We start from the raw sequence: 15,875 nt of genomic DNA, 5'->3' as shown, positions 1-15,875 counted from the left end.
GGCATAATCCTCTATTAAGACGCAAAGCTCAAAACCCTAAAATTAAGGCTGTATAACGATAAAACCGCGAGCGATGCTATGAAATACCTGAAGTACAGCCTCTATGGCCTTGGCCTAACCCTGCTGCTGGCCATTACCTTAATCGGAGCCAGGTCTGCCCTCTTCCTCCACAGTGAGAGCCAACTGGATAAACAGATTCCAGCCAACCAGTTTGACGCAGTAGCCACACTGGAACACAACGGCATTAAGTTCCGCGACCTGAACAAGAACGGCCAGCTGGATACCTACGAAAACCCGCAAGCCGAACTGGAAGCCAGAATTCAGGATTTGATTTCGCAAATGACCATCGCCGAGAAAGTCGGCCTGATGTTTCATACCCAAGTTGATATAGGGCCCAACGGTTCACTCACCGAGCCTGCCAAGATTGCGCCGGAACCCGCTGTGAACCTGGTATTTGAATACACCTTGCACAACAATCTTCCGCGCTTACTGGTCGCCCGTCATATCAATCACTTCAACGTGATCAACAGCGTGCCGGCTGCCGAAATGATCGAATGGCACAACACAGCTCAAGCCATGGCAGAAAAAACGCGCCTGGGTATTCCCGTCAGTTTTTCGTCCGATCCGCGCCACAGTTATCACGATGCAGGTTTGGCCACCAGCCTGAAGAGTCTGAATATGTCGCAATGGCCAGAAGCAATTGGGTTGGCGGCACTGGACGACCCTGCCATTACCGAACAATTTGGCCGCATAGCCAACCTGGAATACCGCAGTGTAGGATTACGTGCGGCCCTTCACCCTATGGCCGATTTGGCAACAGAACCCCGCTGGGGCCGCACCATGGGAACCTTCGGCGAAGATGCCGATCTAGCCTCCCGTCATCTGTATGCTTATATCCAGGGTTTCCAGGGTAAGCAACTGGATGACACCAGTGTGATTACGGTTACCAAACATTTCCCTGGCGGCGGCGCTGTTAAGGACGGTTATGACACCCATTTGTACCACGGCCGCTTTCAAGCCTACCCCGGTGACAACTTTGACTACCACGTAAAACCCTTTGAAGCCGCCTTTGCCGCCGGTAGTAGCCAAATCATGACCGCCTACGGTGTTCCTACCGGACAAACCGATGAAGAGGTCGCCATCAGTTACAATAGCTGGGTACTCACCGATCTGCTGCGCAATAAACTGGGCTTTGACGGTGTAGCACTGTCAGACTGGGGCGTAATCACACCACGCGGCACCTATAATCAATACGGTTTTATGCCCGCCCGCGCCTGGGGAGTACTTGATCTATCGGTGAAAGAACGTTTTGTAAAAGCGTTGGATGCCGGTATCGATCAATTCGGCGGCGAGTTCATTGTTGAACCCCTGGTTGAACTGGTTGAAGAAGGTGTTGTTGCGGAATCTCGTATCAACCTTTCCGTAACGCGAATCTTGCGCGACAAATTTCGCTTGGGCTTATTTGATAATCCCTATGTATCTACAGAAGATTGGCAACAACACTTGAAGACACCGGATGCCGTTGCCCTGGCCGAACAAGTACAACGTCAATCTCAAGTACTGCTCAAGAACACGTTAAACAGCAACCAAGTGCCTGTTCTGCCCTTACAACAGAACATTAAACTCTACATCGAAGGATTAGATGCTGATATTGCGGCTAATTACGCGCACATCGTACAAACGCCGGAAGCAGCCGACTTTGCTATTCTGCGTTTACGTACCCCTGTAGAACCCTCACAAATTCGCAGCTCGCTGATGGATACCATGTTCGATTCACTGCTACCCCGTGGTGATTTGGATTTTAAAGGTGAAGATCTCGCCCATATCCGTGATGTGATGAGTAAAGTCCCCACCGTAGTGTCTATCTATCTGGAAAGACCCGCTGTCATTCCAGAGATTGCCGAAGAAGCCGCAGCACTGATAGCCAACTTCAGCATTACTGACAAAGCTATTCTTGACGTGGTTTTTGGTAAAGACAGCCCCAAAGGCAAACTGCCCTTTGAGCTTCCTGCAAGTATGGCCGCCGTAGAAAGCCAGTTTGAAGACCAACCCTACGACAGCAAGGCACCGTTATTTCCGTTTGGTTTTGGCTTAAGCTACGCGCAGGAAAATCTTAGCCAAAAAGTCTTTGCAGCCGTCGAGTCTGTAGAGGAATAAGTCAGTTATGATCAAAAAACACGGTAAGTTGCTGGCCCCTTTTACAGCTTTGTTACTCGGCTTAAGCAGCACAAATGCAATAGGTAATAAGCCTCAAATAGAGAGCAATGAAGTCGACACACGCCCCAATATCGTGGTGATATTTGCCGACGATATGGGATATGGCGATGTGTCCTCTTATGGCGCCACGGATATCGCAACGCCCAATCTGGACGCCCTTGCACAAGGGGGTATTCGTTTTACCGATTCCTACGCCATTTCACCTATCTGCAGCCCGTCTCGTGCGGGCCTGCTAACTGGCCGTTACCCGGTACGCATGGGCATTCACGAAGTATTTATGCCGCAAAGCTATACCGGCCTGCCCCCTAAAGAAATCACCCTGGCAGAAATGTTGGGAGATGCTGGCTATAACACGGCAATGTTTGGCAAATGGCATCTGGGACACCACGAAAAATTTATGCCTAATGCTCAGGGGTTTGAATACTTTTACGGCTATCCCTACAGCAACGACATCACGCCGTTTTACGCGTTTGAAAATACCGACATTATTGAATGGGAAGTGGATCAAACCCAAATTACCCGTCAGCTAACCGAACGCTCTATTCGCTATATAGAACAGCAAGGTAACGCTCCCTTCTTTATCTATATCGCCCACCCTATGCCACATATACCGCTGTACAACAGCGAAGCCTTTACGGGTAGCAGTCAACGCGGCCAATACGGTGATGTGATTCAGGAACTGGACTGGAGCGTCGGTCAAATCAAAGCCGCATTGGAACAACAAGGGCTGCTCGACAACACCCTGATTATGTTTGCCAGTGATAATGGCCCTTGGCTATTGGCTGAAGAAGATGGCGGCTCAGCTGGCCCGCTGCGCGCCGGTAAAGGGTCAACTTTTGAAGGTGGTATGCGAATCCCTACCATTGCCCACTGGCCAAAAGGTTTACCCCAGGGGCTGTCCTATACAGGGCTGAGCAGTATGCTGGACTGGTTCCCCACCATGGCCGCTATGGCTGGCGTTACGCTGGATAGAGGACAGGTCATTGATGGCGAGAATATTTTGCCATTAATACAAGCTCCAGAACCCCGAACTCCAGAGCGCCAACTGGTTTACTATAACAACGGTGAAATTGAGGCTTTCCGTAAGGGTAACTGGAAACTCAAGCTGCCTAATGTACAGCCGAAGCCCTGGATCGCCCGCAAGTTGATGAGTGGTGAGGACGATATCCTCACCGATATCGAACTCTATAACCTGAGCAAAGATATTGGTGAGCAACACAACCTGGCTCAACAGTTCCCTGAAAAAGTAGCCGAGCTGCAACAGGCCATTACTCACTTTAAACAGTCTTTGGGGCCAGTGCCTGCGGGGCTGGATATTGGCCTAAGGTTTCAGCTGCCGGACTTGGCTCAATATCCCTTACGCACCCTTAAGCCATTTATAATAATCGGCCTGCTATTAATAACGTCGATGTTTATTGCTATTGGTTATTGGTGGGGTCGTCGCCGGAATTCACAGTAAATCCTCCTCCGAGGGCCCCGGAGCCATCCGGGCCCAGCTGGGCTATACTCTGCAATTAGCACCTCAGCTAATAGCAGAAATGAGTAATGGAAGTCTGGCCCACCTATATAGCTCGAATTCTCTGTGTGTGTTTTTTATGGACTGCATACATCTGCTCCCATGCAGCCGCCGAATCTAAGCTGCCTTCCAGGGTCAATATAGGCGTTTACCAAACGGAAAAACCTCTTATCTATCAAGCTGAAAATGGACAATGGCACGGCATATTTGCGGAACGCTATAAAGATATTTTCAGTCCACTAAATATCGAGATAGATTTTACCGGCTTTGATAACTACCCAAGAGTCATCAGTGCCTTAAGTCAAGGACATATTGATAGTGCAGTAAATATACGAGAGGAGAATGGCCGCTTACGAACCAATGAATTTATGGTTTGTACCGACGAGCCCTTTACTCAAACCCGGTGGGGGGCCTACATACAAGCGACTGAATATCACGCCCCAGTATCAACAACTGAACTTAGCCAATACACCGTTGGTGCTATACGCGTCCTGGACCTTGAACACTTAAGCCTTTTCAATGAGGGCAATGTCGTACTGGTTAGGCACATAAAACAATTACCCAAACTGCTTAAATCTGGACGGGTTGACGCCATAGTGACATCACCGCTGGCTATAGAGTACTGGCGCCAGACTGAGGGTATGGACTTAAAGGAAATACATAGCTTCGGCTTTTATTATTCGCATTTATGCTTTTCGAGTGTGGCGCTAGGTAAAGAGAATGCTGAACAGCTAAAAACCAGAATAGATACGCAATTAAAACAAAATAATCCGTTGTTACAATAAACTGAAACTATAAAGACAAAATAGATTCGCAATAGCGATCAATCATAATCTCGGCACTGTCGAGATTTACGATCTCTTTATTGATAAAATACTGCACTGCCACACCACGTAACATACCGACATAGGTCACAGCGAAAGCCTCGCTGTCAACATCCGCATTAACCGTACCAGAGACCTTCGCTTTTTCGATAGCATTAACAATAATCTTTCGGATGCGCAGATCAAAGGCCTTAAAGTACGGCAAAATTTCCCTGCAGGTAGAATAGCTTTCATTCATCAGACGGTATTGCGCTAACATTAAATCCGACTTAATGCCTACATTATGCAAATACATGGATGTGACATGCCGAGCGGCATCCAGAGGCGAGCTACTCTCTTCAATAGAGCTGAACACCTGCTTTTCCCATAGTTCAAGAATACGCTCGGATACCGCTTCCAAAAGCCCCGCCTTGGAGCCAAAGCGGTAACTGATCAAACCGCCACTAAAACCCGCCTCACGCCCAATTTGCGCCAGGGTAACATCTTTCGGGCTATGCTGAGCCAACAGTTTTATTGCCGCCTTGAACATAGCGTTGTCCGAGGCAGCCGTGCGCTCAGCTTGAGTTCGAGCTTTTTGCATAGGAATTAAAGCTAATTAATACTGAGACTCTGGCAGATGCACAACAAGACCATCGTGGTCATCACTGATTTCAATCTGACAAGACAAACGGCTGGAGTCTTTCTGATCCATGACATTTTCCAGCATCATCTCTTCAATCTCGTTAGGCGCTTCCAACTTGGTTGCCCACTCTGGCGCAACATAAATATGACAAGTGGCACAGCTACAACCACCGCCGCAATCTGCAGCAATACCTTCGACCATATTGTCCATGGCGGCCTGCATCAAAGACTCACCCACAGTTGCTTCAACAGCGTTTTCTACGCCCTCGGCATTCACAAATTTTACTACTGGCATAACATCTACCTCTCTTGGGTTGCTATCTGATTGTGTGTTTTGGCTTTCTTTGCACGTTTTATGCGTAACGTGCTTTTAATTGTTTCTTATCGACTTTGCCTAATGGTGTTGTAGGCAATACATCAACAAAATCGATGGACTTGGGCGATTTAACACTGCCAATATCGGCCTTACATTGAGCAATAATATCGGCCTCAGGTAGAACACGGCCTTCTTCCAGACAGATAAAGGCTTTCACTTCTTCACCCCAGTGCTCACTGGGCACCCCGATCACTGCTGCTTGTGCAACACCTTTAATCGATGACAATGCATTTTCAACTTCAGAGGAATACACGTTAAAGCCACCGGTAATAATCATGTCTTTCTTGCGATCAACAATAAACAGGAACCCATCGTCGTTGAGATAGCCAATATCGCCGGTTAAATGCCACCCGTTCTTGCGAATTTTGGCGCTCTCTTCAGGTGCATTAAAATACCCCGGCGATACCATATCGCCTTTAACACCAATTTCACCTAACTCCCCTAAAGGCAATTCATTAGCATCATCATCCAGAATCGCCAATTCGGAAATGACAGAAGCTTTACCCACGCTGCGTAAACGACCATCTTCTGCGGGTTTTCCATCGATAATATGATCTTCACGGGGGAAATTGGAAATCATCATTGGGCATTCAGTTTGACCAAAACCACCTGTCATCACTGGTCCAAACACATCGATGGCTTCACGTAGTTTAACTTCGGAGATAGGCGCCGAACCGTAGGTAATAGCCTCCAGGCTGGAGAAGTCAAAATCGCGTACATTCGGTTGTGCCAGCAGGCTGTAAATTGCGGTAGGCGGCAGGAAGAAATCGGTAATACCTTCTCGCTCGATGGTATGCAGAATCTCTTGCGGATCCACTTTATCGAGAATAACAAAGCGGCAACCCGTCGACATAGTAGCCAATACAATACGCCCACCCACATGGGTCATAGGGGCTGCGACCATATACACTGGATCGCGCTTCCAATTACGCATCACATACGCCATCGCGTAAGACAGTGCACGGAAGTTCAGATCACTCAACATGACCCCTTTGGGCACACCGGTGGTACCACCGGTCATGGGCATAGTAATAATGTTATCGACATCGTCTTTTCGGCACACGGTCACCTGCTTCGCACCATCCAACCAAGCTTCAACTTGATCGATATCTTCTGATACCAGCATGTGTCCATGAGCAGGTTTAATACCTTCAATCACATCAACAAATTCACGCTGATAGAAGATGGCATCACAACCCAGCTTGTTAAGTACCTTGATATTATCAGCGACAGAATTACGTGGATTTACAGGAATCCAAACACCACCCGCACGAATAATAGCCAGGGTTAATACAAAGGCTTTCGCGGAATTTAGACTGTAGATAGCGGCGTGCATGCCCTGCTGGAAACCAGCGCCTTGTAATGCACTGGCATATTGGATGGATAGTGCCTGCACTTCACCGTAGGTGTAGGTTTCTTCACCGTATTGTAGACATACGCGATCGCAGTAACGCTCACAGGCCTCGTCCACAATATGTATTATGGGTTTGTCGTAATTCGCCCTATCAATGGTCATACTTCTATTACTCTGTTTTTATTCGCTGATGGCTAAAACTATATGCTCACTCAGTATTCTGAAGCTCTTCTACCCAAAAGCCACTTGCAAAAATGACGGCTATTTTTGTCATATTCGAGAAAACGTGTTGCATAGCTATCTCCTACCAATCACAACCACTCAACAACAATCGCCTCTAAAGGGGACTCCCCAAGATTGGTAATCGATTGTTGTAATGGTCCTTCATGCCAGATCACATCACCGGCTTTTAATGCCATGGAGCGAGAACTAACAGCGTCCGTATAATGGTAATTAGTATCTGCCAGTAAAATCGTGACGCCGTAAAAGTCATAAGTAAAAGCGCCTGTAGACTCTTGCGATTCAAGAGACAAACGGTAAGCACGCATTCGCGTATGATCCCAAAGCTCGGTATGCCCCTTAGCTTGTAAAGGAGCTGCTGCAACCCATGGAGGTGACGCTTTAACTTCTACCCCCACCATATGCATATCATTGCTACCAATATTGCCTACCCGGTGAATCAAAGGATCACAGCGATGAGGCCGACACATGGAAATACCAGCCGGTACATTAAACTGATTAACGTCCTCTTCACCCCAAACCTGATCAGTCATGGCTACCGGAGCAATACACACATAAAGCGTATCTTCCACATGTTCGTGATAATCACTCATATCACCAGGAGGAATTAAGACGTCGTAAACCCGCGCAAAGTCATTTTCAAACTTGTGTCTGTGCCTGACTTCATCGCGCACGGGTACATAAGTTTCCTGTACTTTGGTTGTCGACATAACGCTAGCAACCCTGGGCAGGAACGTTAACGTTGCAGGCGTAGATTTTTCCCGTATCAGGACCATTCAGTGCAATCTTGCCAAAACCATCAGCAGCACAGATAAACAAGGTCTTACCGTCACTGCCACCCAATTCACAGGCAAATGCACCCATGGTTTGCATATCAATGGAGTCAGTAACTTCACCACCTTCCAGCACGCGAATCACTCGCTTGCCCAGCGGGTCAGTCACCCAAACAGCACCTTCGGCATCAATACAAATACCATCCGGTACTGCAGTACCCAAATCAGCAAACGGGCGCTTGTTGCTCAAGCTTCCGTCTTCAGCCACATCCACTTGCGATAAACAACGGCCAAATGATTCGGCAAAGATTAAACGCTTACCGTCAGCACTGAATACCATGCCATTGGGAAACATAACGCCTTCCAGAGCAATAGACACGTTACCCTCTGTATCAATTTTTATGAGACCTGAAGGCTGTACTTCTTGCGGGGACAATTTGCCGTTAAAGTGGCCCACATAAGCAACACCATTTTTAACAATCATGTCATTACACTCGCCTTGGGAAAGAGCAGACAGATCCGCAAATGGCTGTAACTTGCCGTCTTGTAATTTCAGTACTGTATTTTCGGGGGCTGAGACCACCATCAGCTGGCCGTCGTTATCCCACCCCAAACCAGCGACGTCCGCTTGCCATTCAACTTCTGTGGAACAAACACCTTCGGTGCTATCGCTATTAACCTCAACAGCATAAACACGACGCCCGAGCATATCGGAAAACCACAACTTGCCCTCATGCCAGCGAGGGCACTCAGGGTAAGCCAAATCGTCAACCAAAAGGTGTAAATCCTGCAAATTCATTGGGCGTCTCTCCTCTATGCTCACGCTCTAAAACTGCCCTCAAATATCCTATTTCCCTCTATGACTAACCATGTCAATTTCATGCCCAACAATTGTCATTTTCCGCAACTCTTTTGGTAACACTTCCTGTAACTGGCCGGTCACCCTAAGGGCTCGCTTATCGTCCAAAATACTGACAAAATACCCCTTACTAATTAAGAATAATTATAAGAAAGTCGAGTTATATACCTTTCAGATTCCAATAAACCCGCCCCCAAATATCGCTTGGCGAAAACGTCGAGGATTTTTGTCATTTTCCAAAACAACCCGCAAAACCGAAAAAGCGGGTGTTTTAATAGATTCGCGCAGGTACCCAAAACACCTGTTAGCAATTGAGAGCCGATAGCCAAAGAAACAGTACTAACAAACACAAACCGCGAACAATCAACTTACTTGTTAAACGGTTTGTATATCTCTATCGGTAAGCTCGCACACTATAAAAACGATATAAGACGACAGACGATACTGAGGAGAGATATTCTCTATGAAACTCTACAAAGCCTCTTTGGCCGCCGCGATAGCCGCAGCCATTGCCCCTACCACCTCCTTTGCCCAAGACGACGTTATCGCCTTGGAAGAAATCGTGGTAACCGCTCAGAAACGAGAGCAAAACCTGCAAGACGTTCCCCTGTCTGTTCAGGTGGTTGACGGTAAATTACTGGAAGATCGCAATATCAACCAGGTAGCCGAACTTGCCAAAGTATCCCCTGGCTTTACCTTTGCCGAAGGCGGTTCTGATTCCAGCAAGGGTATTATTATCCGTGGTATCGGCTCCCAGTCATTCAGCCGCGGTATGGATCAATCTGTGGGCGTAGTTGTTGATGGTGTAATTGCCGACAGTGCTGCCGCTTCTGTACTGGATATGAGTGACGTTGAGCGTATCGAAGTTCTGCGTGGTCCTCAGGGTATGCTGTTTGGTAAAAACGCTTCTGCCGGTCTTTTGAATATCACGACCAAACGCCCTACTGACGAACTGAGCTACGGCATGAGCGCAAGCTATGCCGAACTGAACCAGCAAAAAGTCAGTGCCTACGTTTCTGGCCCTCTTATTGAAGATAAAGTACTGGGTCGCTTAAATTACTACTCGACTACCCAAGATGGCCTGATTGAAAATGAATACCCTGGTGGTAAAGACCACGGTGATCGTGACGAGTGGGGAATTAATGGCAAGCTGGAAATTCTGGCTACCGATAATCTGAGCATTTTATTAAGTGCCAGTCATACAGATCGCGATCAGACCTCCAACACAACTGCCGTGGTTAACTTTAGCGGTGCAGGCGACTTAATTGGTGGCCCAACTATTCATCCAACAGGTAAAGAAAACGACAAAATTTTTGATAACAACACCTCCGTCAGCCAAATGGAGTTGACTAAGTTTAGCGCCGAGCTGAACTATGATTGGGGCGACTATACACTGACCTCGATTACCAGTTGGAGCAAATCCGATGCATTTAGTGATAGCCCCACTGAAATGCTGGGTGGTTTTAATACCGATAATGCACTCGGCCAACTGCTGGCAGCACAACCAGGTCTGACGCCTACAGCCTCGCCAGTTAATAGCAGCCAGACCGACATTAAACAAATCACTCAGGAATTCCGCATTACCTCACCGGAAGACCGTGATCTAACTTATGTCGCCGGTATGTACTTCTATAAGCGTGATATGGATCTGGCATCTGAGCGTATGCTGGATGGCTATCTGGCTTCTGCTGGTTTTGCGGCTTCCCTTTTCCCAACTAACGCAGCCATGGCCGCTTTAGCTGCTCAAGGTAGTCCTTTCTGGGGAGCGCTGATCAGTGACGTAACCGATTCAGAGGTTAACAACGAAAGCTTCGCTCTGTTTGGCCAGGCAACCTATCACATCAATGATGTCCAACGCCTCTCTGTTGGTTTGCGTTACAACCACGAGAAAGTAGAAGTAGAACAGGATGCACAAGTTCACGATGCCAGTGTTCTCGCCACTCTGCCTGCAACCTATGGTGGTATCGTTGCACAACATAACGCCGGTAACCCATTTGTACCTTTAGGTTTCTCCGAAGATGATGATACCGATGAAGCCATCTCCTGGCGTGTTATCTACGAGTACGATGCCTTTGATGACGGTATGGTGTATGCCAGCTGGGCACGTGGTTATAAAGGTCCTGGTGTAAATACCCTACCTGGTGCCCTTAAGTTTGCCGACACTATCGTTGAACCTGAAATTCCTACCAACTACGAGTTGGGCTTTAAATCTCAACTGTGGGACAACCGCCTGCGTTTGAACGCTAACGTGTTTTTCACCGAGTTTAAGGACTTCCAATCTCAGGTTTCTGACGGCAATATCCCGCCAACGTTTGTATTGCAGAACGCCGGTGAGCTGGAAACCTATGGTCTGGAAATGGACTTTGCCCTGGCCGCCACTGAAAACCTGGTTGTATCCGGTGGTTTAGCCTACATCAAGGCTGAGTTTGCCGAATACGAAGGTGCCGCCTGTTACCCAGGTCAAACTCTGGCCCAAGGTTGTGCCGCCGATGGTACTCAGGATCTGTCTGGTACCCCAATGCCTAACTCACCTGAGTGGAGTGTTAGCCTGAACGGTCGCTACAATATTCCACTGGCCGATCTACCATTTGATGCTTACCTGCAAGGTTCTTACTACTGGCAGGACGAAGTTCAGTTCACTGCTGACAACGACCCATTATCAAAAGGTGACGCATACGGTATTGCTGACTTTGCTGTAGGTATTGAAGCTGAAGATGGTACTTACGACGTACAACTGTTCGTTAAAAATGCCTTCGACGAGTTCTATGTATCCGGTTACACCAGCACCTTCCGTAACGCTGGTATCGAAGTGGCTCACTTCCTGCCTTATGACTACGAGCGCCGTGTAGGTGTTTCCATGAACTTGAACTTCTGATAGCTCTCCAGAGTTCATCCATTGGGTGCTTTCAACTGAAAGCACCCTTTTTTTGTCAAGACTTTACGTATTTTAAGTTGTAACTATTTTTAAGGTCATTATGGGTAAAAGGATTCAACACGGTGGTCTTCAGATTGATGAAGCCCTGTTTAACCTGATTGAAAATAAGATCGCACCGGGTACCGGTGTAGAGACGGATCACTTCTGGACGGAATTTGAAGCCATCCTGACTGATTTAGCCCCAAAGAATAAAGCCCTACTCGCCAAGCGCGATACACTGCAGGCACAAATTGATGCCTGGCATAAAGAAAACTCTTTTAAAGAGAATGGCCAGGGCCATAAGCCTGAAGCCTACAAAACCTTCCTGCAGGACATTGGTTACCTGTTACCGGAAGGCCCCGAATTTAAAGTCACTACCCAAAATGTTGATGAAGAGATCGCCAACCAAGCTGGCCCACAACTGGTAGTGCCCGTAAAAAATGCACGTTTCGCTTTAAACGCTGCTAATGCTCGCTGGGGTAGTTTATACGATGCCCTGTACGGTACCGATGCCATCTCTGAAGAAGATGGCGCAGAACGCGCAGGCGCCTACAATCCAGTCCGTGGCGCCAAGGTTATCGCGTTTGCTCGCAACCACCTTGATACCGCTGCACCACTCGCTAACGGCTCGCACGCTGATTCCACTCAATATACTGTTAAAGACGGCCAGCTGACTGTAACTCTGGCCGACGGTTCCGAAACCGGTCTCGCTCAGCCTGAAAAATTCCTCGGCTACAACGGCTCAGAAGCTGCCCCAAGCGCTGTACTGCTAAAAAACAACGGCCTGCATATTGAGATTCAAATCGATCGCGACGCCAATATCGGCAAGACTGACGCCGCTGGTGTACAGGATCTGCTGGTTGAAGCCGCTGTTACCACCATTATGGATTGTGAAGACTCCGTTGCCGCCGTAGATGCCGAAGATAAGGTCGAGGTGTACGGCAACTGGCTGGGCCTGATGAAAGGTACGCTGAGTGAAACGTTCATTAAAGGCGGTAAAGAAGTCACTCGCGCGATGAACCCGGACCGTGAATATCTTTCTCCACAAGGCGAGACCTTCTCACTGCATGGCCGATCGCTGCTCTTTGTTCGTAATGTTGGTCACCTGATGACAAATCCAGCGATCCTGGACAAAGACGGTAACGAAGTACCTGAAGGTATTATGGATGCCATGGTCACTGTCCTTGCCGCTATGCATGATCTAAAAGACAATACCAGTAGAACCTCTTCACCTACACCACGCTTACGCAATTCCCGCGCTGGTAGCGTCAATATCGTTAAACCGAAGATGCACGGTCCGCAAGAGGTAGCGTTTGCTGTTGAGTTGTTCGAGCGTGTTGAACAAGCATTAGGGTTGAAAGAAAACACGCTGAAGATCGGTATTATGGACGAAGAACGTCGCACTACCGTCAACCTGAAAGAGTGTATCCGCGTCGCTAGTGAACGTGTTGTGTTCATTAATACCGGTTTCCTGGATCGCACCGGTGACGAAATCCATACCTCTATGCTGGCCGGCCCTTTCGTACCTAAGACTGTGATGAAGCAGCAAGCGTGGATCAATGCTTACGAAGACTGGAACGTTGATGTAGGTATCGAGTGCGGCTTACCCGGCAAGTCCCAAATCGGTAAAGGCATGTGGGCCATGCCAGACGAAATGGCAGCCATGCTGGAACAAAAAATTGGCCATCCGCAATCCGGTGCCAATACGGCCTGGGTTCCTTCGCCTAACGGCGCCACCTTGCACAGCACCCACTACCATCAAATCAGTGTTATCGAGCGTCAGAAGGAACTGGCTAGCCGTGAGCGCGCCAGCCTGGACGACATTCTACATATTCCACTGATAAACGATGTAGCGGAATTGACCGAAGAGCAGATCAGATTTGAACTAGATAACAATGCGCAAGGTATCCTAGGTTATGTGGTTCGTTGGATCGACCTGGGAATCGGTTGCTCCAAGGTTCCGGATATCAACAATGTTGGCCTGATGGAAGATCGCGCTACCCTGCGTATCTCTTCCCAACATATGGCCAACTGGCTGGAACACGGAGTATGTACTGAAGATCAGGTGATGGAAGCGATGAAGCGTATGGCTGCGGTAGTCGACGAACAAAACGCCGGTGATCCTGACTATACCAATATGGCCCCAGGCTTCGACGGTATCGCCTTTAAAGCCGCCTGTGACCTGGTCTTTAAAGGTAAAGAGCAGCCTGCGGGCTATACAGAACCCCTACTGCACGCCTACCGCTTGCAGTATAAATCACAGCAAATTAAGTAACGGGAGAACGTCTATGGACTTCAACAATAAAGCAGTTGTTATTACCGGAGGCGCAACCGGTATTGGTTTTTCATTTGCAAAATTACTGGGTCAGGAAGGCGCTAAAGTTCTTATTACCGGTCGCCGTCTGGATCGCCTGGAAGAAGCGGTAGCTGCCCTGAAAGAAGAAAAGGTCGACGCCAACTTCCTGCAGTGTGATTCATCCAAACGTGACGATGTTGAAAAACTGGCGGCACACGCCTGGGAACTCTATGGCCAGGTAGATGTACTGATCAATAACGCTGGCATCGGCATGCCCCCTGCCCCCACCATCGATGCCGATCTCGACCAGGCTCGCCAGGTGTTTGACGTTAACTTTTTCGGTACCTGGACCTGTGTTCAAGTCTTCGGCAAGCGCTTTATCGAAGCCGGCAAACCGGCCGCTATTTTCAACGTGGGTTCAGAAAACTGCTTCTTCAACGCCGTTCCCATGAGTGCCGGCTACATCGCCAGTAAACACGCCATGCTGGCCATGACCAACGCCCTGCGTGAAGATACACCGGATTTCCTGCATATCGGCCTCATCATCCCCGGCCTGGTATTGTCTGAAATGAATGACTTCACCAAAAACACCGGCATGCCTACCGATGAGTTCACGGCCAAAGCCATTGAGCAGATGAAAGATGACCAGTTCTACTCAGTGACGCACCCGTACAACATGGAACACATCAACACCCGCTATGAAGAGGTTCGCGGCGCTTACGACAAGTTCGCACCTCGCCACGAAGGTGACGATGCTCACGATGTACGTTCGATCATCGCCAAGATGATGGCTGCCGCTCAAGCACAGCAGAGTGCCGAGCAGTAATTCCAAAAGCGCGCAGGAATTCCTCCTGTGCGTCTCCCCCTCCCCGCACCATAAAACTCATCAAAAGCGACGATAGTAAATATCTGCAGCTAAAGTAAGTTATTCACTCAGGCCTCATCAACAGGATGCCAGATTATGAGTGAAGAATTCGAACTACTCGACAAAACCGAATTACGTATTGAGAGAATAGAACTCAATAACGCCAATCTTAATGCGGTAGCAGAACAGGTCGCTGCTGTATTAGAACTTCCTACAGAAGAAGTCTTCGTCATCGATGCGAGAGATGACCTCCTCACTCTCGATATCCTGCGTACCACGATTAACGCCGATGTCCTTGTAGGCAAAGAAAAAGCCTTAATAGAAGCGTTAAATAAAGTAGACGGTATCACGACGACAGAGCACACCACTATCTGCTCCCACGGTGTTTTGGGCTGGGTTATGCTGAATGCCGAAGAGGCGCTACCCGCCTTAGACCGCGCCCGCACCATGCGCGATGAAATTGCCGCTAACATTGCCAAGCGTGGCATTGTATTTTCTTCTGGCCCCGAAGTGATCACCGGCCAAATTGAAGACACCAACGCCCCCCTGATTGCCGAACTGCTCACAGAGCAAGGTTACGCCATGACCAAAGGGCAGGATTTACAGGATGATCGCAACTTCATTGCCGCTAGTCTGAATGAAGCTGTCAGAGAGCGTGGCTTTGGTCTGGTCATAACCACCGGTGGTGTGGGCGCTGAAAATAAAGATCACTCCATTGAAGCCCTGCAAACTCTCGATCCCAATGCCGCCACCCCGTATCTGGCCAAATTTAAAAAAGGCACGGGCAGGCACGTAAAGGACGGTATCCGCATTGGTGTGGCTCAGGTAGACCACGCCTTAATTATTGCCCTACCCGGCCCCAACGATGAAGTCCGTATTGGCATGAAGCAATTAATTGAGGGCTTGGCTAACGGTTTCAATAAAGAAGAACTGGCACAACATATAGTCAGCGCTCTGCGTGAGCGGTGGCGATCAAAACACGCCCATAAACATAATCACGATCATTAAAAAGAAGAGAAA

At 48.5% G+C, this 15,875-nt stretch carries 12 protein-coding genes; 7 read left to right on the top strand and 5 right to left on the bottom strand.

All coding sequences use genetic code 11. The features are described from left to right. Positions 1-78 precede the first annotated feature (78 nt). The 3 genes from ACGHZ6_RS09775 to ACGHZ6_RS09765 all read left to right on the top strand — a co-directional run bounded on the left by ACGHZ6_RS09775 (position 79) and on the right by ACGHZ6_RS09765 (position 4,518). The gene (locus ACGHZ6_RS09775; protein WP_390618659.1) at positions 79-2,157 is read left to right on the top strand and encodes a glycoside hydrolase family 3 N-terminal domain-containing protein; all 2,079 of its coding nucleotides are present in this window, start codon (positions 79-81) and stop codon (positions 2,155-2,157) included. 7 nt (positions 2,158-2,164) lie between these two features. After that, positions 2,165-3,676, top strand: a complete 1,512-nt coding sequence (locus tag ACGHZ6_RS09770; RefSeq protein ID WP_390618658.1) for a sulfatase — start codon at positions 2,165-2,167, stop codon at positions 3,674-3,676. An 86-nt stretch (positions 3,677-3,762) separates the two neighbouring features. Further along, entirely contained in the window at positions 3,763-4,518 is a 756-nt protein-coding gene (locus tag ACGHZ6_RS09765; protein ID WP_390618657.1) for a substrate-binding periplasmic protein, read from the top strand. 7 nt (positions 4,519-4,525) lie between these two features. Here the strand turns inward: ACGHZ6_RS09765 and ACGHZ6_RS09760 are convergent, their stop codons facing one another. The 5 genes from ACGHZ6_RS09760 to ACGHZ6_RS09740 all read right to left on the bottom strand — a co-directional run bounded on the left by ACGHZ6_RS09760 (position 4,526) and on the right by ACGHZ6_RS09740 (position 8,720). Beyond that, entirely contained in the window at positions 4,526-5,137 is a 612-nt protein-coding gene (locus ACGHZ6_RS09760; protein ID WP_390618656.1) for a TetR/AcrR family transcriptional regulator, read from the bottom strand. Between the two features lie 15 nt (positions 5,138-5,152). Then, positions 5,153-5,473, bottom strand: coding sequence for a 2Fe-2S iron-sulfur cluster-binding protein (locus ACGHZ6_RS09755; protein WP_390618655.1), 321 nt, complete (start codon positions 5,471-5,473; stop codon positions 5,153-5,155). 58 nt (positions 5,474-5,531) lie between these two features. Next, complete coding sequence (locus ACGHZ6_RS09750) at positions 5,532-7,070, bottom strand: class I adenylate-forming enzyme family protein (protein WP_390618654.1); 1,539 nt, start codon at positions 7,068-7,070, stop codon at positions 5,532-5,534. A gap of 149 nt (positions 7,071-7,219) precedes the next feature. Continuing rightward, entirely contained in the window at positions 7,220-7,858 is a 639-nt protein-coding gene (locus ACGHZ6_RS09745; protein WP_390618653.1) for a hypothetical protein, read from the bottom strand. A 4-nt stretch (positions 7,859-7,862) separates the two neighbouring features. Further along, complete coding sequence (locus tag ACGHZ6_RS09740; RefSeq protein WP_390618652.1) at positions 7,863-8,720, bottom strand: SMP-30/gluconolactonase/LRE family protein; 858 nt, start codon at positions 8,718-8,720, stop codon at positions 7,863-7,865. Positions 8,721-9,243: 523 nt separating this feature from the next. On the opposite strand from ACGHZ6_RS09740, the gene ACGHZ6_RS09735 reads away from it, so the two are divergent. The 4 genes from ACGHZ6_RS09735 to ACGHZ6_RS09720 all read left to right on the top strand — a co-directional run bounded on the left by ACGHZ6_RS09735 (position 9,244) and on the right by ACGHZ6_RS09720 (position 15,863). Then, on the top strand, positions 9,244-11,655 hold the full coding sequence (locus ACGHZ6_RS09735) for a TonB-dependent receptor (protein ID WP_390618651.1): 2,412 nt from the start codon (positions 9,244-9,246) through the stop codon (positions 11,653-11,655). Positions 11,656-11,755: 100 nt separating this feature from the next. Next, positions 11,756-13,969, top strand: coding sequence for a malate synthase G (locus tag ACGHZ6_RS09730; RefSeq protein ID WP_390618650.1), 2,214 nt, complete (start codon positions 11,756-11,758; stop codon positions 13,967-13,969). A 13-nt stretch (positions 13,970-13,982) separates the two neighbouring features. Further along, complete coding sequence (locus ACGHZ6_RS09725; RefSeq protein WP_390618649.1) at positions 13,983-14,816, top strand: SDR family NAD(P)-dependent oxidoreductase; 834 nt, start codon at positions 13,983-13,985, stop codon at positions 14,814-14,816. A gap of 135 nt (positions 14,817-14,951) precedes the next feature. Further along, positions 14,952-15,863, top strand: coding sequence for a molybdopterin-binding protein (locus ACGHZ6_RS09720; RefSeq protein ID WP_390618648.1), 912 nt, complete (start codon positions 14,952-14,954; stop codon positions 15,861-15,863). Positions 15,864-15,875 lie beyond the last annotated feature (12 nt).

The organism is Maricurvus nonylphenolicus, from assembly GCF_042854845.1.
Classification (GTDB): Bacteria; Pseudomonadota; Gammaproteobacteria; order Pseudomonadales; family Cellvibrionaceae; genus Maricurvus; species Maricurvus nonylphenolicus.
This window is presented reverse-complemented; position numbering and strand designations above follow the sequence as displayed.